The organism is Mucilaginibacter aquariorum (genome assembly GCF_024498135.1).
Classification (GTDB): domain Bacteria; phylum Bacteroidota; class Bacteroidia; order Sphingobacteriales; family Sphingobacteriaceae; genus Mucilaginibacter; species Mucilaginibacter aquariorum.
Genome location: NZ_JANHOH010000010.1, coordinates 53,114 through 74,747 on the forward strand (window position 1 = coordinate 53,114; position 21,634 = coordinate 74,747).

The window sequence follows — 21,634 nt, forward strand, 5'->3', positions numbered from 1 at the left end:
AATTAAACAGGTGCTAAAGCTATATAAACAGGTTACGTAATGATACGTTTTCTCGTTCTTTAGATCGCAGTAAAAAGGTTACTGCCCAGTTAAACAGTAGTGATATTGAAAATATGAGCACCATTAAATCGAAGTTACCCAAACCGGCAAACAATAATACCGTACTAATTAAAAGGATTTTGATGCCGCTTAAAATAAGGGTTGCCTGAAGGTGTGTGTAGCCAAGCCTTAACACACGGTGATGGATATGGTTGCGATCGGCTATAAAAGGTGATTTGCCGTTCAGCACACGTAGTGTAAATACCCGCAGCGTGTCAAATATTGGCCCCATTAGTATGGCACATGTTAATGCCGGCGCCGAAATTATCTCGGGTGTTGTTATAGTATTAGATTTATTTAATTCGATAAACCTTACGGCCATTATTGCCGATATAAGCCCTATTAGCAATGAACCAGCATCGCCCATAAAAATTTTTGCCGGGGTAAGGTTATAGCGTAAAAAACCAAATACGGCGCCTACTATAGTTAATGATACTACAGCCAGTTCGTAATGTTTCATGTAAATAAACAGTGCAGAGAATGTACCGTTCACAATAATACAGGTAGTACCTGCCAGCCCATCTATCCCATCGATGAGATTGAAGGCATTAATAATAAGGATGATAAACAGAATGGAAAGTATAGCGCTTGTGATATAGGAGATATCATAAACGCCAAATATGCCATACATGCTGGTAAAACGTATATCGCCTAAAATAACAAGTATAGTTGCAACTATAAATTGTATCAGGAACTTTGTGCTGGAGTTTACGCCCGAAAGGTCATCTTTTAAACCCATTATAAACAAAACTATACTGGCAGTAAGCAGGTAGCTAATCGGTATGGTTTTATCAATAACGCTGAATAATAAAAGGGTGATGGTAAAACTTACGAATATGGCCACCCCGCCTAAACGTGGTATACCGTGATCGTGCTGTTTGCGAAAATGACCAACGTCATCATATAAATGCCTTGTGCGGGCAACGTGTAATATTGAGGGGATAGATAACAGTGTTATCAGAATTGATAACGCTACCACTAACAAATAATATAAAAAATAGTACGTACTTATATTTTCAAGCATCAAAGTTATATAATTGTCAGGGGGCCAGTTATATGGTGTAAATGTATCAATTTATTCAGAATTAAAAAAACTGCTTAAGTTTTCTTAAAGGTTTGAATATCAGAGTTATAGGCGGGAATAATATTTTATTAATGTACATGGCCTTCACATCAAAAAATAAGGCTTTAATACGATTACTAATCCCGCTGTTACTAACTCCTCCTATGCTCATTTTAACCAATACTCTTTGTACGTAATAAACTGATAAATGGTTTAGGTGAATAAATCTTAACATTAATTCGTAATCTGCAGCAGTGCCGAAGTCAAGGCTGTAATTCCCAAATTTATTAAACAGCTCTCTTTTACAGTAAAATGCCGGATGAGGCGGCATCCAGCCGTGGTTAAACATCCCTTTTTTGTATTGGCCCGTACGCCATTTACGACTAACGCTCCCATCCAATTTTATATAATCCAGGTCACCGTAAACTATATCGGTATTATGATTTGTAAACGCCGTGGCTATATCGCTAAGAACGTGATCATCGGCAAAAAAATCATCGGCATTTAGTATGCCAATAACATCTCCCTGCGCCAGAGCTATCCCTTTATTCATGGCATCGTAGATTCCCCTATCAGGTTCTGAAACAAGAAATTGAATGTGCTTTTTATATTTTTCGATTATTGGAACAGTACCATCTGTTGAGCCGCCATCAATAATAATATACCCGATATCCTTATAATTTTGACTTATAACCGATTGTATACATCGCTCAATGGTTCTTTCGGCATTGTAAGAAACAGTTATTACAGATATTTTAAGTCCGGGCACTTTGGAAAAATACGTTTATTTAGGTGCAAAATATGTAAATTTGAAATCGTTGCCTAATTTATTAATAACATTGTGTGGTAATTATTTGATATGCGTGCATTATATTTTATTTGTTTTGTTGGTATAATGATATTAGGCAGTTCGTGCTCCTATAAACAAAACCAAATACTTTTCGAGAAAAAGGCGCCAATTGCCGATACCCTATCACAAACTGCAGCTACAATTAGCTATCACATACAACCGCAGGATATTTTACAGATCAGGAATCTTCAAAACCTGAAGTATATTGTTGATGAGGCGCCCACCTCTAATTCATCAGTTAGCAATGGCGGTTCTGCATCCGGGCAGGGGCAAACTTTCCAGGTGGAAGAAGATGGTACTGTTGCACTACCGGCCCTAGGGCATATACAGGTTGCGGGTTTAACACGTACACAGGCAACAAAACTAATTGAAGACCTTTACCGTAAAAGCCTGTTAAAAGATCCTATAATTGAATTAAAGGTAATTAACTTAAAAGTAACTTTATTGGGCGAAGTAAAATCACCGGGTAATTTCCCTATTTTAAAAGACAATACAACTTTGGTAGAACTTATTGGACAAGCAGGGGGGTTAACTCCTGCAGCAAACGAGAAAAATATTAAAATTATACGGGGCAAAAATAAAACTCAAAACGTAACCGAAATTGATTTGAGTAATTTAAACTCGTTATCAGACCCCAGAACCTTATTGCAAAATGGCGATATAATTTATGTTGCCCAAAACAAACGCGCTATACGTACCGATAACTTACAAAACTTTAACACATGGGTGCAGCCTGCGCTGTTGCTGTTAAACACTGCGCTGATCATTTTTACCCTTAGCAGGCAATAATGGAAGACGAAAAGATCATAAAAAAATTACCGAACCAGGAAATTGACTATTTTAAAATAGGTAAAATATTATTAAGCCGTTGGTACTGGATAGCAGGTTCCCTTTTTATATTCATACTGTGGTCATATGTTTATTTGTGGTACACACCCAAAACATTTGCAACATCCGGCACAATGAAACTGGAAGAAAAAAAGTCGGAGATATCAGACCTCGTAAATGTAATGAGCACTTCTGACAGGGGGCCTTCAAAAATACAAAGCGAAACATCGGTAATACAAAGCCCCACGGTTATTTTAAGTGCCATTAAAGACCTTGATTACGACATTAGCTTTTATATAGAAGGCCGTGTACGCACAAGTGAGGTATATCCCCTAAAACCGCTTGATATACAAACCATACAGTTTGATAGTTTAAATTTTTACCGCGATATAATAACTTTTAAAGCCCTTAATAAAAACAGCTTTAACCTTTCCTATAAAGCAGGCGCTAAAGAGGTTTCCAAATCCTATAAATACAATACCCCAATTACCGTTGGGCCTACTACATTTAGCATAAAACCTACTGATTATATAGGCGACAACACCTTATATCTTTTTAAATTTAATATCCCCGAAGATTTTATTGGCCGTGTAAGAGGCGGTTTACGTACCAGCGAAATGGTAAAAAACTCTAACATACTTTTATTGCAACAAACCGATGCAAACCCACAGTTTGCTGCCGATGTGTTAAACGCGATAATGAAGGAGTATTTAATATACGACCGAAACCGCAAAACACAATCGGCCAGCCAAATGATCAATTTTATTGATGATCAGTTAAAGTATCTGTCAGGTGCGGTAAAGGGTTCAGAAAAATCTATTCTGGAATTTAAGCAGAAAAATAAATTAATGGAGGTTAGCTCTTCTGCCGAAACAGCTTTATCCAAGGCAAAGGATATAGAATCGCAGCAAGCTATATTAAAGCTACAGCTAATAGCTATTGAGCAGTTAAGGGATCAGATAGATAAAGAAAAAAACAACGTAAACCTTAATTTTAACGCCGGTAGCGGTATTGACCCCGCACTAACTACTTTAATAGAAAGGCTTGATAACTTACTTAACCAGCGTTATGAGTTATTAAAAACGTATAACTACAATTCGCAACCCATACAGGATATTAACCGCTCTATCTTACAGCTAAAAGGCAATGCTTTAAACAGCATTAACGCTACCTACACAACTGTAAAACGAAACCTGGATTATTTAACATCGCAATTAGCGGTGGTTAATAAACAAATATCTATTTTCCCGGTTGCCGAGCGTGATCTCATCGCCCTAAACCGCCCCTATGAGGTAAATGAAAAGGTTTTATCATTTTTATCAGAGAAAAAACTTTCGGCCCAGATAAGCCGTGCGGGCATACTGCCTGGTGCAACAATTATTGAGAAAGCCCAGGCTAACTTTTCTCCCATATCACCGGATGAGCATGGCATTCGCCGCTCGGCAATGATGTTTGGTTTAGCTGCAGGCCTTGGCCTGATCATTTTAATACGGTTACTAAACCCCTATATTTATGATAAAGAAACATTTTCAATATCATTGTATATATGATCATTGCAATAAGCTTATATTATTACACCCGTTACCAGGATAAAGCCATTTCTGTAAATGCAAAAAACTGATCTTTCTATATATAATAATCACCCTTATCATCCCGGCGCCGGTGCTATAAAACGTGCTTTATGGTATTACGTTAATACTATATTTTTCAGATCGGGTTTATTGCCGGTGAGCGCGTTCAAAGTGTTTTTATTACGTTTATTTGGTGCTCAGGTTGGTAAGGGTGTAGTTATAAAACCGGGCGTAAACATTAAATATGCCTGGCACTTAAAAATTGGCAACCATACATGGATCGGTGAACGGGTTTGGATAGATAACCTTTTATTGGTTACCATAGGCAGCAATGTATGCATATCACAGGGCGCTATTTTGCAAACCGGTAGCCATAATTATAAAAAAACATCGTTTGATCTGATAACAGGCAGCATTATACTGGAAGACGGTGTATGGATGGGCTGTGGCGCTATTATTAACCAGGGCATTACCGCGGGCTCGCACGCTCTGCTAACCAGTGGGTCCGTGGTCAATAAAAATATGGAGCCTTATTATATTTACCAGGGTAACCCGGCGGTCAAGGTTCGCCTGCGCACTATTGAATAACAATATCTACTATGCCCAACAATACTAAGCCAATACATAAAACTATCCTGTTCGCTCTATTTACTATAGTTACTATTTTGGGCATATTGGTAATTATAACCCCTGCAGCTATCTTTCCCGATGCAAGCTGGGGCTTCCAGGTTTTACGGTCAATGCAAATGGGTGGCAGTTTCAATATCCTCACCAAGCCCGATCAACAGAACATAGCGCTAAATAGCACTGAGTTTATATCGTGGTGGTCGCCGGGCCAATATTTGGTTCCTTACCTTTTCAAGGCATTGCTGGGGTTAAATACGGGTCAGGCTGCTGCTGTTACTACTGCCCTTTGCCAAATATTGGGTCTCACAGGTTTTTATCTGTTCTTTAAAAAAGCTGGCTTTACACCAATTATCAGCGCTTTAAGTCTACTTGTTATTATTTGCCAGCAGGCGTTTTTCACTCCTTACATTTTCTATATAGGCGGCGAAACGCTGCTGTTCGCTTTTGCAGGCTGGTTCTTATATGGCTGCCTTGTGTTTGATAAGCCTGATTGGAAGCTTGTTTTGTTTGTACTGCTTTCTGGTTGGATAGGCTTCATCTGCAAATCATCATTTATATGGATCTATTTTGCAGGGCTTTTATTTATATGGCTGCAGGTCTCTAAAGGATTAAAAGGGATAAAAAGCTGGATCTTAAAAGGTTTTTGGGTGGGGGTACCTGCGGCTATTTCCGTAGCTGTTATTGTTTTAGCATACTTATCTAAAGGTGTTAATCCGTCTTCCGGCTCAAACGGTATCGATATTAGCTTAAAAACCCTTGCATTCCCTATAGCATCACCAATACTTTCAGGTTTTTCTGTAGATGACCTGGTGAACGGCTTTATATTTCATAATGATAGTCCCATTTTATCGCCCACATGGGCTATATCCATTATTTTGCTATTGGCAGTTTTAAGCGCTGTACTTATTTACGCGATATGCGCCTACGTACCAAACAAAAATTACAGATCGATCCTGATCCTGGTTTACGGTGTATCCTTAATATTTTTTAGTTCGGCATTTATGCGCAAATTGGATATCTCTTACGAGGCCAGGCACTTCAGGATAGTTGGCTTACTAATAATACCGGGTACATTATACCTGTTTAGCCGCTATAAACTAGTATGTCAGTTGATATTCGGACTGGCAATTCTATTTATCGCTTTTTTTACCGTGGAATTTTATCTAAAAGGATATTACGGCCTAAAAAATCTTACTGCCTACGGGACATCGGGCGTTGGCCAACAGTTTATAGATCAGCAAAGTCTCAATTACATTAAACTACTTGATGATAAGCATAAGGACGCCATCTTTGTATTTTTTAGCCCCGATCTTGGGTTAGAGATCCGGCATAACCGGGTTATCACGCTACCCGAGCTGAATAAGGACATCAATATAGACTTTAACGAATACCTGCACAAAGGCCATGCAGGTCCATTATACATATTAATGCCCTCATACTATATCGGTATAAGGGCAAATGTGATTCTCAAATCTTTTCCCGGTTATAAGGGGTTTTCGCTTAAAGAGCTAAGCGATAATTATGTGCTGTACTTTGCTACAGAGGCCCGTTAATTATTTGTTTATCTCTTTCCAGAGCAGGTCTTTAAGCTCGGTAATATTTTTCTGAGCTACTGACGATATAAACACGTACGGTATATCTGCCGGTACTTCCTTCTCCATCTCTTCCTGCAGTTCCTCGTCCAGCATATCCGATTTGGTTATAGCTAATACCCGCGGCTTGTGCATCAGTTCGGGGTTATACTCGTTCAGTTCTTTTAAAAGTATGCTGTATTCTTCTTTAATGGTGCGATTGGTATCAGCAGGAACCATAAACAGCAGTACCGAGTTACGCTCTATATGGCGCAGAAACCGGATGCCTAATCCCTTACCTTGCGATGCACCCTCTATAATGCCGGGAATATCGGCCATAACAAATGATTTGTTATCACGATAAGCCACAATACCTAAATTGGGTACAAGCGTTGTAAAGGCATAATCGGCAATCTCTGGCTTAGCAGCAGATACCACAGAAAGCAAGGTTGATTTACCCGCGTTAGGGAAACCCACCAAACCAACATCGGCCAGTAATTTAAGCTCAAGTATATTCCATGCCTCTTCACCATCTTCACCGGGCTGCGAGTAGCGTGGGGTTTGCTGCGTAGCGGTTTTAAAGTGCCAGTTACCCTGGCCGCCCCTGCCGCCTTTTGATAATATTTTGGTTTCGCCATCGGCGCTTATCTCGAATAGTATTTCTCCCGTTTCAGCATTTTTGGCTATGGTACCCAGTGGTACTTCCAGTATCTCGTCGCGGCCGGTTTTGCCCGAGCGTAACGAACTACCGCCAGAATCACCATCGCCGGCAATAACGTGCTTGCGGAATTTAAGGTGAAGCAATGTCCATAACTGGGCGTTACCTTTTACAATAACGTGCCCCCCACGGCCGCCATCCCCACCATCCGGGCCGCCTTTTGAGGTTAAAATATCACGGTGCAGGTGCGATGAACCCGGACCACCATGTCCCGAACGGCAGCATATCTTTACGTAATCAACAAAATTTGAGCCTTGAGACATAGTTTTCTTGTTTTGAGTCGGAAAGTTATTAGACGGAAAATCCGAAAGACAGTAAACAAAATTGCTTTACTAACTTCCGGACTTTACCGACCTTCGGACTATTATTTTACATTTACAAGCCACAAATCAATAACGTTGCAGATGCTTTTGAAGATCTCTTCTACCGCGCCTATGCCGTTAATACTTGTAAACTTATTTTGATTCTTATAAAAACCTGCAACCGGTGCGGTTTTATCATTATATTCCTTAATACGCTTGCGGATAACTTCCGGGTTGGCATCATCCGGCCTGCCCGAGCTTTTACCGCGAAGCAATAAGCGTTGTTCTAATTCGGCATCAGTAACCTCCAGCGCTATCATGCCGGATATTTCTGAGTTTTTTGATATCAGCAATTCATCCAAAGCCTCGGCTTGTGCAACCGTGCGTGGAAAACCATCAAAAATAAAGCCTTTTGCATCTTTATTAGCATCAAGCTTATTGCTGATCATCCCAATCACCACTTCATCAGGTACTAAAGTACCTTCGTCCATCAGTTTTTTTGCTTCCAGGCCCAGTTTAGTGCCTTGCGAAATTTCGCCACGCAGCAAATCGCCTGTTGAAAGGTGAATTAAGCCAAATTTCTCGATAAGATTTTGTGATTGAGTACCCTTCCCGGCACCGGGCGGACCAAACAGAACTAAGTTAAGCATCCCTTGCGATTAAAGTTAAAAGCCTTTCCGGTTTTGCAGAAAGGCTTAATTTTGTGTGCACTTGTAGGGATTCGAACCCCAAACCTTCTCATCCGTAGTGAGATGCTCTATCCAATTGAGCTACAAGTGCGCTTTCAGTATTTGAAAATTCTTACATCACTAACAGATATAAGACCTTTTTTAAAGGACTGCAAAAATAGGATTTTCTGCATCCATTGCAAACTTTTTGTTAAATTACTTTACTTTTTCGGCAATAATCTCAAAATTAGGTAAATCTCCGGCGTTTTCTAACACCTCCGCATACACTATATTTTGATCCTCATCTATCACAAAAGCAGCACGTTTGCTCACTCCTTTCATACCAAAAGCAAACTCTTCGTACAAAGCGCCGTAGGCCGCAGATATTTCCTTGTTAAAATCTGATAGTAACGGAAACTGGTAACTATTCTCCTCTTTAAACTTAGCTAAGGTGAATGGAGAATCGACCGATATACCTAAAATTTGCGCGTTTAGGCCATCATAATAACCAAAGCTATCGCGCATGGTGCAAAGCTGCGTAGTGCAAACACCGGTAAACGCCAACGGGAAAAAATGGAGAACCACTTTCTTACCTTTAAAATCAGATAACGAAACTTCTTTAAGCTCTGATGAGGTTAATGTAAACTGTGGGGCGGCCTGGCCTATTGCTATTGACATGCTTGTGTTTTTTGTGATGCAAATAAAATAATAAATAAGCACGCGTTTATCACAGCCATGTTATTTATAGGTTTTCAATAAAATTCTTTTTAAACTAAATATTTAGTTTAATTTTATTTAACAATTGGGTATCGTTCTTCCGCTTACTTTAGTTGTGGGGATAATACCTGATAATTAATAGTAAGACTGTGTGATAATTAATTTGAATAACTAAATATTTAGTTATAGATTTACTTTACTTAACAACCTGCAATAAAATCTATAACCATGCTAAAAAACTTCCTTAAAACAGCCTTCCGGAGTCTCTTAAAAAACAAGGGTTTTACTTTTATAAATGTTTTGGGGCTTGCCCTGGGTTTAACAATCTGCCTGCTTATTGTGTTTTATGTGGTTGATGAGCTTAGTTACGATAGGTTCAATACCAAATACGATAGAATTTACAGGGTAAATACGGATCTTAAATATGGCGGTACTACAACCTCATTTGCCATAGCCGCCCCACCCGTTGCAAGTGCGCTGGCAAAAGAATTTCCCGAAGTCGAGAGCTCGGCGAGGTTATCCGCAGCTATAAATATCCGCTTTAAAAAAAACGATGAGATCATAGAGGAGAAGACGGTTTTTTATTGTGACCCAACCATCTTTAGCATTTTGAGCCTCCCATTAATGGAGGGCGACACTAAAACCGCACTTGCAGAACCAAACTCAATTGTTATCAGCAAAAGCGCTGCATTAAAATATTTTAGTACTACTAATGCCGTTGGTAAAACCATTTCTATGGTTACTGACAGCACTGCCTATAAAGTAACGGGAGTTATGGAAGATATGCCCAGGCAATCGCACTTTAAGGCTGATTTTTTCCTGGCACTTGCGCCCAATCATGATAACAGTTGGGCACACTTTAGCTTTAACACTTATATTTTGCTTAAAGCGGGAAGTGACCATAAACTACTGGAAGGGAAATTTGATGCCCTGGCACGAAGAAACATGAATACCGAAGCTTTTAATTATGATAAGTTTGTGGCAAAAGGCAATTATATTAAGCTTAATTTAACTCCACTAAAAGATATCCATTTGCAATCGAACAGGCAGCGGGAGCTTGGGGTTAATGGTGATATACAATACATCTATATATTTTTGGCCATAGCTATTTTCATATTGATACTGGCCTGCATTAATTTCATGAACCTTTCAACAGCCCGCTCCGCCAATCGTGCACGTGAAGTAGGCGTGCGCAAGATTTTAGGATCGCCCCGCAAATATTTGATTGCCCAATTCCTTTCCGAATCTGTTTTGGTAACCATTATTGCAACAGTAATAGCAGTGTTGGCAGCATGGGCTTTACTGCCATTGTTCAATCAAATGTCTGGTAAAAATTTAGTTATAACCACGCAAACTTTTATGTGGCTACTGCCATCGTTATTAATTATAGTTGCAGTGGTAGGCATACTGGCAGGTGGTTACCCGGCATTCTTCCTATCCGCCTTTCAGCCTATCGATGTTTTAAAGGGCAAGTTATCGGCAGGTTTTAAGGGCAGTACCTTAAGGAGTTTTTTGGTTGTCTTCCAATTCTCCATATCTATTTTTTTGATCATAAGTACATTGGTTGTTTATAATCAGCTTGCCTATATAAAAAATAAAGATCTGGGTTTTAACCGTAACCAGGTACTCATTGTAAAAAACGCGGGTGCATTGGCTAATCCTCAAACCCTAAAACAGGAAGTTAAGCAATTGCCGGAAGTAATTGATGCCACATTAAGCAGCTTTTTACCAACAGGCACCCTCAGGTGGACAAATACGCTATCCGCTATATCAGGAAAATCAGTCCAGACAGAGTTTTGGAGAGTGGATAAAGATTATTTAAACACAATGGGAATGAAGCTGGTACAAGGCAGAAATTTTTCTGATCAGTTTTTAACAGATTCGTCTGCCCTGATCATCAACGAAACAGCGGGAAAAATGCTCGGATATAACGGCGACCCTTCGGAGAAGATCATAAATATAAACAGAGAATACCACATAATCGGAGTAGTAAAAGACTTTAATTTTAACTCGTTAAAAGATAACGTTACCCCGCTTGTAATGACAATGACGAGCGATGATATGGCATCATTAAGCATCAAAATAAGCACTGGTAATTTATCTGCACTGATGAATAAGCTGGAAAATAAGTGGAAGGCTCTGGCCCCAAATCAGCAATTTGAGTATTCGTTTATGGACGAAGATTTTAATGCCATGTACAACAATGAGCAACGCATGGGCAAGCTATTCCTGATATTTACTACGCTTGCGGTTGTTATTGCCAGCCTCGGTTTGTTTAGTCTTGCTGCCTACGCCGCCGAACAGCGCAACAAGGAAATTGGCATCCGCAAGGTTTTGGGCGCAAGTGTATCTGCCATAGTGGGTATGCTGTCAAAAGATTTTATTAAACTGGTACTTATATCATTTATCATAGCAGCACCGCTTGCCTGGCTGGCCATGCACAAATGGCTGGAGGGCTTTGCTTATCGCCAGAACATGCAATGGTGGGTTGTAGCTATTGCCGGTATTGGGGCTGTTGTTATTGCCTTTGCAACCATCAGCACACAATCTTTTAAAGCAGCGGTTGCTAACCCGGCAGATAGTTTAAAGAGCGAGTAAGCATCCGCAAACATATTCAACATAAAAGCTATTATTGTTGACATGAAAGCCATTACCATAACCCAACCCGGTGGGCCGGAAGTTTTGCAATTGACCGAAAAGCCTGTACCTGCTTATACCGCGAACGAAGTACTGGTAAAAGTAATGGCAGCAGGCATAAACCGCCCGGATGTAGCGCAGCGCAAAGGTAACTATCCCCCGCCTGCAGGTTCATCAAAAGATATCCCGGGGTTAGAGATAGCCGGTATTATTACCGCTGTGGGCGCCGATGTTAAACGATGGAGGGTTGGTGATAAAGTATGTGCCCTTGTAATTGGTGGCGGTTACGCAGAATACTGCAATGCACCAGAAGGACAATGCCTGCCTGTACCGGATAACTTATCCTTTGCAGAAGCGGCCTCCCTGCCCGAAACTTTCTTTACCGTTTGGAGCAATGTGTTTGACCGTGCAATCCTGCAACCCGGCGAAAGCCTGCTGGTGCATGGTGGTTCGAGCGGTATCGGTGTTGCGGCTATACAAATGGCAACAGCGCTGGGCAGTACGGTTTATGTTACCGCAGGCAGTACCGAAAAGTGTAAATTCTGCGAAGATCTGGGCGCTGCAAAAGCCATCAACTATAATGAGGAAAATTTTAGCGAAGCGATAAACAAGCTCACTAATGGTAGAGGCGCTGATGTAATACTGGATATGATTGGCGGCGATTACACGCCTTTAAACATAAGAAGCCTGGCCAGCGAAGGGCGCCTGGTACTTATCAATAGTATGAAAGGCAAAACTGCTGAAGTTGATCTATCTGAAGTAATGCGCAAACGCATTAACATAACCGGCTCCATGTTACGGGCAAGGGATGTGGAATTTAAAAGCGCTATAGCCCAAAACCTGGAAAAACACATATGGCCTTTACTGGCATCGGGCAAAATAAAACCTGTTATCTACAAAATTTTCCCTGCTGCCGAAGCTTCAAAAGCCCACCAGCTGATGGAAAGCAGTGAGCATATGGGTAAGATAATGCTGAGTTTTGAATAAAAACAGGACTTGAAAGTAGAAATTTGCAGCCCCAATATTTAAAAAAATTGCATTTTTTCACATGAAAAACAGGCAAATTTCAAACCGTTAACACTAAACTAATTTTCCACCTAAAAAATCTCGTTCTGGTATTTTAATATTTGGCAATAAACCTTAACTTTGCGCCTCTGAAATAGTAGCGTGTAACATAAACGATACCTGTTTCATTTTAAATTCTTTAAATACCAGGTTATATATGCCAAACATTGGAAAAATATCACGGATCATCGGTCCGGTAGTTGACGTAAGTTTCGCTGATGATGCACATCTTCCTAAAATTTATGATGCGCTTGAGATCACAAAAGACAACGGACAAAAAATTATTTTAGAAGTTCAGCAACATTTAGGTGAAGACCGTGTGCGTGCAATCGCCATGGATTCAACCGACGGTTTGCTGCGCGGCATGAAGGTTTTAGATACCGAAGCTGCTATTAAAATGCCGGTTGGTGAAGGTATCAAAGGCCGTGTATTTAACGTAGTTGGTGATGCAATTGATGGTATCCCTAATCTGGATAAAGCTAATGGCCGCCCTATCCACGCAACTCCTCCACGTTTCGAAGATCTATCTACCGAAACCGAAGCTTTGTTTACAGGTATCAAAGTAATTGACCTTTTAGAGCCTTATGTAAAAGGTGGTAAAATTGGTTTGTTTGGTGGTGCCGGTGTTGGTAAAACAGTATTAATTCAAGAACTGATCAATAACATCGCGAAAGCTTATGCAGGTTTATCTGTATTTGCAGGTGTAGGTGAGCGTACCCGTGAAGGTAACGATTTACTACGCGAGATGCTTGAATCGGGCATTATAAAATATGGTGATGCATTTATGCATTCTATGGAAGCAGGCGGATGGGATCTGACCAAGATCGATCCTGAAGCTTTAAAAGAATCAAAAGCAACATTCGTTTTCGGACAAATGAACGAGCCTCCGGGTGCACGTGCACGTGTGGCACTTTCAGGTTTAACCCTTGCAGAATATTTCCGCGATGGTGATGCAGAAGGTAAAGGCCGTGATATCTTATTCTTTATTGATAACATTTTCCGCTTTACACAAGCAGGTTCTGAGGTATCGGCACTATTAGGCCGTATGCCATCTGCGGTAGGTTACCAGCCAACACTGGCAACTGAAATGGGTACCATGCAAGAGCGTATCACATCAACAAAACGTGGTTCAATTACATCTGTACAGGCCGTTTACGTACCTGCGGATGATTTAACTGACCCTGCACCGGCAACAACATTTGCCCACTTAGATGCTACAACAGTACTTTCACGTAAAATTGCCGAGCTTGGTATCTACCCAGCGGTAGATCCATTGGATTCTACTTCGCGTATCCTTAGCGCAGCTATCTTAGGCGATGAGCATTACAATACCGCTCAACGTGTTAAAGAAACTTTACAACGTTACAAAGAGTTACAGGATATCATTGCCATCTTAGGTATGGACGAGCTTTCTGAGGAAGATAAATTAGTTGTATCACGCGCACGCCGTGTTCAGCGTTTCCTTTCACAGCCATTCTTTGTTGCTGAGCAGTTCACCGGTTTAAAAGGTGTATTGGTTGACATTAAAGATACCATCAAAGGTTTTAACATGATCATGGATGGCGAAGTTGATGAATACCCTGAAGCAGCATTTAACCTTGTAGGCAGCATTGAAGATGCTATTGAAAAAGGCAAAAAGCTATTGGCTGAAGCCAATAACTAAGATTTGAGATGTGAGATATTAGATTTGAGATAGAATAAATTTCAAATCTAATATCTCACCTTCTAAATAACATATAAGGACAGGTATAAGATTCAAAGATCACAGGCAGTTGTCTCACATCTCACATCTCATATCTCATATCTAAAACAGATGACATTAGAAATTCTTACTCCTGATAAAAAAGTTTACGAAGGCGAGGCTACCTCGGTTACCTTACCTGGTACATTAGGATTTTTAGAGATCTTGAATAACCACGCCCCTATCATTTCTACTTTAAATGATGGCAAGCTTACCATACGCGGTGCTGCCGGTGTTAAAGAAGAAATATTTTTTATAAAGGGTGGTGTGGTAGAAGCCTTAAATAATAAGGTTACCGTATTAGCCGAAGGTATTATTCACAAATAGAACTTTTTATACTGATAGTAGAAAGTCCGGTCAGTATTGGCCGGACTTTTTTTTGTTCTTTGAAATTTCGTTCCTTAGTTTTTACCGGTGGTTTCCATATTGGCATCAATTACCATTGGGTAAGTTATCATAACCGGCTCTTCTAAAGTTTTCTTTAGCTCAACATCCCCTTTTATATGTTTGGCAACGGTTGACTGGGTTATCCAGCCTGTTTTTTTGTCGATCTTTATTTTAGTGGTATTAGTACCGGCAACATTTAATAAGCGCATAAAAAAGTTGTTAGTATTTTTATATGCCGGGGCTTTATCAGGCATTATTATCGCTGTCCCACTTATTTCGTAATTGTCATCGGTAATATTATCTAAAGTAAAAGTAGTTTTGGTTTTGGCCGAAATAGCTGCGGCTTCCATATTCGTTTGGTTTGTCCAAACGCTTTTAACTCCAATTGCCGTTTTAGGGAAAATAACAAATGATTCCTGCAGATTACCTTTAATTGTTTTAGCGCCGAAGGATTGTTGAAACTGGGTGAGCAATTGTGCTTTTTTCTGCTCGTCTATAGGCGGGAAACCCTTAAACATGTTTTCGAATAGGTGTTCGGTGTTTTTAACAGCAACTATTTGTCCCCTTTTACTCATTACTATGGTAAAAGATTTACCTGTCAAGTTTTTCATCACTTTGGAGAAAATGTTTGAGGTATCGCCTTCGCTGTCAAAACTCATTGCTTTTCCACCTATCTCCATATTCATAGCAAGGTTTTTATAAATTACATCCATATCGTAAATAGTATCCTGTACGGCTACAACTTTATGCGCCATTTTTCCGGTTATGGTGGTTTTTACTATTTGGTGCGTACCCTGGATAAACTGATCGATATCCATTTTGGCATTCATTGTTAAATAGTAGGTGCTGTCTTTTTGAAGCTTGAGTTCAAGTTTAACTTTTTGCGCGTAGCTGCTAACGGTTATTAGTAGTAATAATAAGGTAAAGGTTTTTTTCATGTATTCTTTCTAATGAGTAGTAAATATGCTGATAGTTTTCAGGGATAACAAATGATGTTTATATAATGCGGATGTAATCAAATTTTGAGGCCACCAACCCCTATTTCACGCCGAATTTTGACAACTTACTATGCATGCATAAAAAACATACCGAATACCGTTTTAAACTTTGGTATAAACTACTAAAAATATAATTGTATATTTACATGTAAATACAATACATAATATTGATAATATACTTAATACAGAATTATATACTTTTTTAAAATAAAATTTTAAACTATTGCTATTCTATATAGCTATCTCTAACTTACAAATACACAATACAACCTTAATTGTTAAAGCCATTTTGGCCGCAACAAGAGATAAAAAACGCTTTATAAAAATGAGTTCATCATCAGATACTACAAACGCTGTAGAGATAAATAAGTACAGTAAAACCTTTACACAGGATGAAACCCAGCCTGCGGCCAAGGCTATGCTTTATGGTATAGGTCTTACCGATGATGATATGCAAAAAGCCCAGGTAGGCGTAGCCAGTATGGGTTATGATGGCAATACCTGTAATATGCACCTGAATGATCTGGCCAAGCTGGTTAAACAGGGTATCTGGGATGAAGATATGGTAGGTCTGATATTTCACACTATAGGTGTGAGCGATGGCATGAGCAATGGTACCGAAGGTATGCGCTACTCATTAATGAGCCGTGATATCATTGCCGACTCTATTGAGGCCGTTACCGGCGCTCAATATTATGATGGATTAATTACCCTGCCGGGATGTGATAAAAATATGCCGGGCTCTATTATGGCAATGGGCCGTTTAAACCGCCCGTCTATAATGGTATATGGTGGTACAATAAAACCTGGGCACTGGAAAGGCGAAGACCTGAACATTGTTTCGGCTTTTGAGGCTTTGGGTAAAAAGATAGCCGGGCAAATTACTCCTGAAGATTTTGTAGGCGTAATAAAAAATGCCTGTCCAAGCGCGGGTGCCTGTGGTGGTATCTATACGGCTAACACCATGGCTGCCGCAATTGAGGCGTTAGGTATGAGCTTGCCTTATTCATCATCAAACCCTGCATTAAGCGAGGACAAGAAAGCAGAATGTTTAGCTGCCGGTAAAGCGATAAAAATACTATTAGAGAAAGATATAAAACCATCAGACATCATGACCCGCGAAGCTTTCGAGAACGCGATAGTGGTTATTATGGTGTTAGGTGGAAGTACCAACGCGGTATTGCACTTGATTGCAATGGCCAAAAGTGTTGGTGTAAAAGTTACGCAGGATGATTTCCAAACCGTAAGTAACCGCATCCCGGTACTGGCCGATATGAAGCCAAGCGGCAAGTACATGATGGAAGACCTGCACAACATTGGCGGTGTACCTGCAGTAATGAAATACTGCCTTGCACAGGGCTGGTTAAATGGCGATTGCCTTACCGTTACAGGAAAAACCATTGCAGAAAATTTGGCTGATGTTCCTGAACTGGATTTTGAAAGTCAGAAAATAATATTCCCGGCCGAGAACCCTATCAAGACAACCGGTCACTTACAAATACTATACGGCAATTTGGCCGAAGGCGGCAGCGTTGCCAAGATCACCGGTAAGGAAGGCACCAGCTTTGAAGGCCCTGCCCGTGTGTTTGATGGTGAGTTTGAATTGATACATGGCATACAAAGCGGCTTTGTTAAAAAAGGCGATGTGGTGGTTATCCGCAACGTGGGCCCTAAAGGCGCACCGGGTATGCCCGAAATGCTGAAACCAACCTCTGCCATATTTGGCGCGGGCCTGGGTAGTTCGGTAGCATTAATTACAGATGGCAGGTTTAGTGGCGGTACCCACGGTTTTGTCGTCGGTCACATTACGCCGGAAGCTTATGACGGCGGGGGTATTGCCTTTGTGAAGGATGAGGACAGGATATTTATTGATGCCATAAACCGCACCATTAATGTAATGATAAGCGACGAAGAGTTTGCTGCACGCAAAGCCGCATGGAAACAACCGGCTTTAAAGGTAAGCAAAGGGCTTTTGTACAGATACGCAAAAACCGTAAGCAATGCTGCCGAAGGTTGCGTAACGGATGAAATGCCTTAACAGGATTAAAGACAGAACTAAAAGATAAAAGACTAACAAATCGGTGTAAGCAAAAAGCATCGGTGTAATCATAGAATAAATGGAAACACAAACAATCACACAACAAATCGGTGAGATCACAGAAAAATCGGTGAAATCTCCAGTAGTAGAAGTTTCAGGATCGGAAGCATTATTAGAAGCGCTGATTGTGGAAGGTGTGGAAACCATTTTTGGTTACCCCGGCGGCGCTATTATGCCTATTTACGATGCATTGTATGATTATAGCGACAAGCTGAACCACATCCTTGTTCGCCATGAGCAAGGGGGTATCCATGCAGGTCAGGGTTATGCGCGTACATCTGGCAAAGTAGGTGTTGTATTTGCTACAAGCGGGCCCGGCGCTACAAATTTAGTTACCGGCTTAGCCGATGCGCAGATAGACAGCACACCATTAGTTTGTATCACCGGGCAAGTTTTCGCTCATCTTTTAGGTACCGATGCCTTCCAGGAAACAGACGTAATAAACATCACTACCCCGGTTACCAAATGGAACTACCAGGTAACTGATGCTACCGAGATCCCCGAGGTTATTGCCAAGGCATTTTATATTGCTAAAAGTGGCAGGCCGGGCCCGGTATTAATAGATATCACCAAGAACGCGCAGATCCAGAAATTTGATTACACGGGATACACCAAATGCGATCATATCCGCAGCTACAGGCCAAAACCTATCGTTCGCCCGCAATATATACAGGAAGCAGCCGAATTAATTAATTCAGCAAAAAAACCATTTATTATATGGGGACAGGGCGTAATATTAGGCAGCGCCGAGCAGGAGTTTAAGACATTTGTCGAAAAAAGTGGCATCCCATCAGCATGGACGGTTTTAGGTGCAGGCGCTATCCCAACAGATCACCCGCTTAACGTAGGTATGCTGGGTATGCACGGTAACTATGGCCCTAACGTTTTAACAAACGAGTGCGATGTGCTTATTGCCATAGGTATGCGTTTTGATGACCGCGTAACCGGCCGCCTTGATAAATACGCGAAACAGGCAAAGGTTGTCCATTTGGATATTGACCCTGCCGAGATCGACAAGAACGTAAAATCAACCGTACCCGTTTGGGGCGATTGTAAAGAAACCCTGCCGATGCTTACCGCTTTGGTTGATAAAAAAGAACATACCGAATGGCATGACAAGTTCAAGGACTACACCCGCCAGGAAGTTGAGCAGGTAATTGAAAAAGAATTGAACCCCACCACGGCCGAAATGACCATGGGCGAGGTAATAAAACAACTGAATGAAATTACCAAAGGGGAAGCTATTATAGTAACCGATGTTGGCCAGCACCAGATGGTGGCCTGCCGTTACGCGCAGTTTAATAATACCCGCAGTAACGTTACCAGCGGTGGTTTAGGTACTATGGGCTTTGCCCTGCCTGCAGCCATTGGCGCTAAGTTTGGCGGGCAAAACCGTACTGTAGTTGCCATTATTGGCGATGGCGGTTTCCAGATGACCTGCCAGGAGTTGGGTACCATTATGCAAAGCGGCATCGATGTAAAGATCATCATCCTTAATAACCGTTTCCTGGGTATGGTTCGCCAGTGGCAGGAACTGTTTAACTCTCGCCGTTACTCTTTCGTGGATATTCAAAGCCCTGACTTTGTGGCGTTGGCCGCAGCTTACCGCATCCCGGGCAAAGTAATTGACGACCGGAAAGACCTTCCATCGGCATTAAACGAAATGCTGAACAATAAAGGATCATTCCTTTTAGAAGTAATGGTTACCAAAGAGAATAACGTATTCCCTATGGTACCCCAAGGTTGCAGTGTAAGCGAGATCAGGTTAAAATAGGCCTCACCTAAATCCTCTCCAAAGGAGAGGACTTAAAACAAAGAAACAACATGGAAAATCAAGATAACGAGAAGCAGGAATTTAACATAACGGTTTATACCGAGAACCAGATTGGTTTGCTGAACCGTATTGCCATAATATTCACCCGTCGCAAGATCAATATTGACAGCCTGAATACCTCTCCTTCTGAGGTCGAGAGTATTCACCGCTTTAATATCGTGATAACAGAATCTGAAGAGGTAGTGCGCAAGCTAACCCGCCAGATAGAAAAACAGGTAGAGGTACTTAAAGTATATTATCACACCAATGAAGATGTGATCTGGCAGGAACTGGCGCTTTACAAAGTATCTACCGATGTAATTGCCGAGCGTGTAAGCGTTGAGCGCTTGCTGCGCGAGAACGGCGCCCGTGTGGTAGTGCTTCGTAAAGATTATACGGTGTTTGAAACAACCGGTCATCGCGAAGAAACCGATAACCTGATCAGCATTTTACAGCCTTACGGACTGATAGAATTTGTACGCAGTGCACGCGTAGCCATCATCAAAGACAGTGAAGGCTTTAACAGCAAACTGCGTGAATTTGAAAGATTAGAACCGGGCGAAGACGTTATCGAAAACGAATACCTGAATAAAGGACAAAAGGTATTTACGATGTAACACCCCAGCCCCTGAAGGAGAGCTGAAGAATAAAAAGTAAAATCTTAATTAAAAAATAAAAGCAAAGTCGGTGTAATCAACAAAACATCGGTGTAATCACAAAAAGTAAAACAATGGCAAAACTAAATTTCGGCGGTAGTGAAGAAAATGTAGTAACCCGCGAAGAGTTCCCTTTAGCAAAAGCTCAGGAAGTATTAAAAAATGAAGTTGTAGCAGTAATTGGCTACGGTGTTCAAGGTCCGGGCCAGGCGCTCAATCAAAAAGACAATGGCATTAACGTAATTGTTGGCCAGCGTAAAGGCACAAAAACATGGGATAAAGCTGTTAATGATGGCTTTGTACCGGGCGAAACCCTTTTTGAAATTGAAGAAGCACTTGAAAAAGGAACTGTTATTTGTTATTTGTTAAGCGATGCTGCGCAGATAGCTTTATGGCCAACTGTTAAAAAACACTTAACCCCGGGTAAAGCACTTTACTTTTCTCACGGTTTTGGTATCACTTTTAACGAGCAAACCGGCATCGTTCCTCCTGCGGATGTGGATGTATTTTTGGTTGCCCCTAAAGGATCGGGCACATCATTACGCCGTATGTTCCTGCAAGGCCGTGGCTTAAATTCAAGCTACGCTATCTTCCAGGATGCTACAGGTAAAGCTTTTGAGCGTGTTATCGCTTTAGGTATTGCTGTTGGTAGCGGTTACCTTTTCGAAACTGATTTCCGTAAAGAAGTATACAGTGATTTAACCGGCGAGCGTGGTACGCTAATGGGTTGTATCCAGGGTATTTTTGCTGCACAATACGAAGTATTGCGTGCTAACGGCCACTCACCTTCTGAATCGTTCAACGAAACTGTTGAAGAGCTTACCCAATCGTTAATGCCATTAGTTGCAGAAAACGGTATGGACTGGATGTATGCTAACTGCTCTACCACTGCACAACGTGGCGCTTTAGACTGGTGGAAAAAATTCCGTGATGCCACTAAACCGGTATTCGAAGACCTGTACAAAAGTGTTGCAACTGGCGTTGAATCACAAAAATCAATCGACAGCAACAGCAAACCAGATTACCGCGAAAAACTTGATGCTGAATTAGCAGAATTACGTGAAAGTGAATTATGGCAGGCAGGCAAAACTGTACGCAGTTTACGCCCCGAAAACCAAGCTGTAGAAGCATAAGTTTTAGTACTGAGTAGTTAGTATCAAGTAGCACGATTAATCAGCGACTTGAACTAACTACTTGATACTTGATACTATTTACTTGATACTAT

18 protein-coding genes and 1 tRNA gene are annotated in these 21,634 nt (G+C 41.0%); 12 read left to right on the forward strand and 7 right to left on the reverse strand.

All coding sequences use genetic code 11. From position 1 onward, the window contains the following. Nucleotides 1-19: 19 nt before the first annotated feature. A complete protein-coding gene (locus NPE20_RS22995; protein WP_256541055.1) occupies nucleotides 20-1,123 on the reverse strand; it encodes an MraY family glycosyltransferase in 1,104 nt (367 codons plus the stop codon). A 61-nt stretch (nucleotides 1,124-1,184) separates the two neighbouring features. Next, nucleotides 1,185-1,931, reverse strand: a complete 747-nt coding sequence (locus tag NPE20_RS23000; protein ID WP_256541056.1) for a glycosyltransferase family 2 protein — start codon at nucleotides 1,929-1,931, stop codon at nucleotides 1,185-1,187. 90 nt (nucleotides 1,932-2,021) lie between these two features. Here NPE20_RS23000 and NPE20_RS23005 point away from each other — a divergent pair, with 90 nt between their 5' ends. From NPE20_RS23005 to NPE20_RS23020, 4 genes are read left to right on the forward strand one after another with little or no spacing between them, the layout of a single operon-like run. Continuing rightward, on the forward strand, nucleotides 2,022-2,801 hold the full coding sequence (locus NPE20_RS23005; protein ID WP_256541057.1) for a polysaccharide biosynthesis/export family protein: 780 nt from the start codon (nucleotides 2,022-2,024) through the stop codon (nucleotides 2,799-2,801). Next, the gene (locus tag NPE20_RS23010) at nucleotides 2,801-4,390 is read left to right on the forward strand and encodes a GumC family protein (RefSeq protein ID WP_256541058.1); all 1,590 of its coding nucleotides are present in this window, start codon (nucleotides 2,801-2,803) and stop codon (nucleotides 4,388-4,390) included. Before NPE20_RS23005 ends, NPE20_RS23010 begins: the two co-directional genes overlap by 1 nt. Nucleotides 4,391-4,447: 57 nt before the next feature. After that, nucleotides 4,448-4,999, forward strand: coding sequence for a WcaF family extracellular polysaccharide biosynthesis acetyltransferase (locus NPE20_RS23015; protein ID WP_256541059.1), 552 nt, complete (start codon nucleotides 4,448-4,450; stop codon nucleotides 4,997-4,999). Between the two features lie 11 nt (nucleotides 5,000-5,010). Continuing rightward, nucleotides 5,011-6,591 carry a hypothetical protein gene (locus NPE20_RS23020; RefSeq protein WP_256541060.1) on the forward strand — a complete coding sequence of 527 codons (1,581 nt, stop codon included), beginning with the start codon at nucleotides 5,011-5,013 and terminating at the stop codon, nucleotides 6,589-6,591. Here NPE20_RS23020 and obgE read toward each other — a convergent pair whose 3' ends face one another. The 4 genes from obgE to NPE20_RS23040 all read right to left on the reverse strand — a co-directional run bounded on the left by obgE (nucleotide 6,592) and on the right by NPE20_RS23040 (nucleotide 8,975). Next, on the reverse strand, nucleotides 6,592-7,590 hold the full coding sequence (gene obgE, locus NPE20_RS23025) for a GTPase ObgE (protein ID WP_256541061.1): 999 nt from the start codon (nucleotides 7,588-7,590) through the stop codon (nucleotides 6,592-6,594). 101 nt (nucleotides 7,591-7,691) lie between these two features. Then, the gene (locus NPE20_RS23030) at nucleotides 7,692-8,279 is read right to left on the reverse strand and encodes an adenylate kinase (RefSeq protein ID WP_256541062.1); all 588 of its coding nucleotides are present in this window, start codon (nucleotides 8,277-8,279) and stop codon (nucleotides 7,692-7,694) included. Between the two features lie 56 nt (nucleotides 8,280-8,335). After that, nucleotides 8,336-8,409 (reverse strand) — tRNA-Arg (locus tag NPE20_RS23035). A gap of 104 nt (nucleotides 8,410-8,513) precedes the next feature. Then, the gene (locus tag NPE20_RS23040) at nucleotides 8,514-8,975 is read right to left on the reverse strand and encodes a redoxin domain-containing protein (RefSeq protein ID WP_256541063.1); all 462 of its coding nucleotides are present in this window, start codon (nucleotides 8,973-8,975) and stop codon (nucleotides 8,514-8,516) included. 267 nt (nucleotides 8,976-9,242) lie between these two features. On the opposite strand from NPE20_RS23040, the gene NPE20_RS23045 reads away from it, so the two are divergent. The 4 genes from NPE20_RS23045 to atpC all read left to right on the forward strand — a co-directional run bounded on the left by NPE20_RS23045 (nucleotide 9,243) and on the right by atpC (nucleotide 14,784). Next, nucleotides 9,243-11,612 (forward strand): ABC transporter permease, encoded by a 2,370-nt coding sequence (locus NPE20_RS23045; protein ID WP_256541064.1) that lies wholly within the window; start codon nucleotides 9,243-9,245, stop codon nucleotides 11,610-11,612. A gap of 42 nt (nucleotides 11,613-11,654) precedes the next feature. Continuing rightward, nucleotides 11,655-12,638 carry an NAD(P)H-quinone oxidoreductase gene (locus NPE20_RS23050; RefSeq protein ID WP_256541065.1) on the forward strand — a complete coding sequence of 328 codons (984 nt, stop codon included), beginning with the start codon at nucleotides 11,655-11,657 and terminating at the stop codon, nucleotides 12,636-12,638. Between the two features lie 235 nt (nucleotides 12,639-12,873). Then, a complete protein-coding gene (gene atpD, locus NPE20_RS23055) occupies nucleotides 12,874-14,379 on the forward strand; it encodes a F0F1 ATP synthase subunit beta (RefSeq protein WP_256541066.1) in 1,506 nt (501 codons plus the stop codon). 150 nt (nucleotides 14,380-14,529) lie between these two features. Then, on the forward strand, nucleotides 14,530-14,784 hold the full coding sequence (atpC, locus tag NPE20_RS23060; protein ID WP_256541067.1) for an ATP synthase F1 subunit epsilon: 255 nt from the start codon (nucleotides 14,530-14,532) through the stop codon (nucleotides 14,782-14,784). Nucleotides 14,785-14,858: 74 nt separating this feature from the next. Here atpC and NPE20_RS23065 read toward each other — a convergent pair whose 3' ends face one another. Then, on the reverse strand, nucleotides 14,859-15,782 hold the full coding sequence (locus tag NPE20_RS23065; RefSeq protein ID WP_256541068.1) for a DUF6263 family protein: 924 nt from the start codon (nucleotides 15,780-15,782) through the stop codon (nucleotides 14,859-14,861). A 385-nt stretch (nucleotides 15,783-16,167) separates the two neighbouring features. Here NPE20_RS23065 and ilvD point away from each other — a divergent pair, with 385 nt between their 5' ends. The 4 genes from ilvD to ilvC all read left to right on the forward strand — a co-directional run bounded on the left by ilvD (nucleotide 16,168) and on the right by ilvC (nucleotide 21,542). Continuing rightward, nucleotides 16,168-17,880: a dihydroxy-acid dehydratase gene (ilvD, locus tag NPE20_RS23070; RefSeq protein WP_256541069.1), complete on the forward strand. Its 1,713-nt coding sequence runs from the start codon at nucleotides 16,168-16,170 to the stop codon at nucleotides 17,878-17,880. A gap of 79 nt (nucleotides 17,881-17,959) precedes the next feature. Beyond that, entirely contained in the window at nucleotides 17,960-19,714 is a 1,755-nt protein-coding gene (ilvB, locus tag NPE20_RS23075; protein WP_256541070.1) for a biosynthetic-type acetolactate synthase large subunit, read from the forward strand. Between the two features lie 50 nt (nucleotides 19,715-19,764). Next, nucleotides 19,765-20,370, forward strand: a complete 606-nt coding sequence (gene ilvN / locus NPE20_RS23080) for an acetolactate synthase small subunit (RefSeq protein ID WP_256541071.1) — start codon at nucleotides 19,765-19,767, stop codon at nucleotides 20,368-20,370. A gap of 113 nt (nucleotides 20,371-20,483) precedes the next feature. Next, nucleotides 20,484-21,542 carry a ketol-acid reductoisomerase gene (ilvC, locus tag NPE20_RS23085; protein ID WP_256541072.1) on the forward strand — a complete coding sequence of 353 codons (1,059 nt, stop codon included), beginning with the start codon at nucleotides 20,484-20,486 and terminating at the stop codon, nucleotides 21,540-21,542. The last annotated feature ends 92 nt before the right edge of the window (nucleotides 21,543-21,634 follow it).

What these genes read in the sequence shown, in the direction of transcription:
- NPE20_RS22995 (WP_256541055.1), bottom strand. Translation starts at nt 1,123, where the DNA reads ATGCTTGAAAATATAAGTACGTACTATTTTTTATATTATTTGTTAGTG.
- NPE20_RS23005 (WP_256541057.1), top strand. Translation starts at nt 2,022, where the DNA reads ATGCGTGCATTATATTTTATTTGTTTTGTTGGTATAATGATATTAGGC.
- NPE20_RS23010 (WP_256541058.1), top strand. Translation starts at nt 2,801, where the DNA reads ATGGAAGACGAAAAGATCATAAAAAAATTACCGAACCAGGAAATTGAC.
- NPE20_RS23015 (WP_256541059.1), top strand. Translation starts at nt 4,448, where the DNA reads ATGCAAAAAACTGATCTTTCTATATATAATAATCACCCTTATCATCCC.
- NPE20_RS23020 (WP_256541060.1), top strand. Translation starts at nt 5,011, where the DNA reads ATGCCCAACAATACTAAGCCAATACATAAAACTATCCTGTTCGCTCTA.
- obgE (WP_256541061.1), bottom strand. Translation starts at nt 7,590, where the DNA reads ATGTCTCAAGGCTCAAATTTTGTTGATTACGTAAAGATATGCTGCCGT.
- NPE20_RS23030 (WP_256541062.1), bottom strand. Translation starts at nt 8,279, where the DNA reads ATGCTTAACTTAGTTCTGTTTGGTCCGCCCGGTGCCGGGAAGGGTACT.
- NPE20_RS23040 (WP_256541063.1), bottom strand. Translation starts at nt 8,975, where the DNA reads ATGTCAATAGCAATAGGCCAGGCCGCCCCACAGTTTACATTAACCTCA.
- NPE20_RS23045 (WP_256541064.1), top strand. Translation starts at nt 9,243, where the DNA reads ATGCTAAAAAACTTCCTTAAAACAGCCTTCCGGAGTCTCTTAAAAAAC.
- NPE20_RS23050 (WP_256541065.1), top strand. Translation starts at nt 11,655, where the DNA reads ATGAAAGCCATTACCATAACCCAACCCGGTGGGCCGGAAGTTTTGCAA.
- atpD (WP_256541066.1), top strand. Translation starts at nt 12,874, where the DNA reads ATGCCAAACATTGGAAAAATATCACGGATCATCGGTCCGGTAGTTGAC.
- atpC (WP_256541067.1), top strand. Translation starts at nt 14,530, where the DNA reads ATGACATTAGAAATTCTTACTCCTGATAAAAAAGTTTACGAAGGCGAG.
- NPE20_RS23065 (WP_256541068.1), bottom strand. Translation starts at nt 15,782, where the DNA reads ATGAAAAAAACCTTTACCTTATTATTACTACTAATAACCGTTAGCAGC.
- ilvD (WP_256541069.1), top strand. Translation starts at nt 16,168, where the DNA reads ATGAGTTCATCATCAGATACTACAAACGCTGTAGAGATAAATAAGTAC.
- ilvB (WP_256541070.1), top strand. Translation starts at nt 17,960, where the DNA reads ATGGAAACACAAACAATCACACAACAAATCGGTGAGATCACAGAAAAA.
- ilvN (WP_256541071.1), top strand. Translation starts at nt 19,765, where the DNA reads ATGGAAAATCAAGATAACGAGAAGCAGGAATTTAACATAACGGTTTAT.
- ilvC (WP_256541072.1), top strand. Translation starts at nt 20,484, where the DNA reads ATGGCAAAACTAAATTTCGGCGGTAGTGAAGAAAATGTAGTAACCCGC.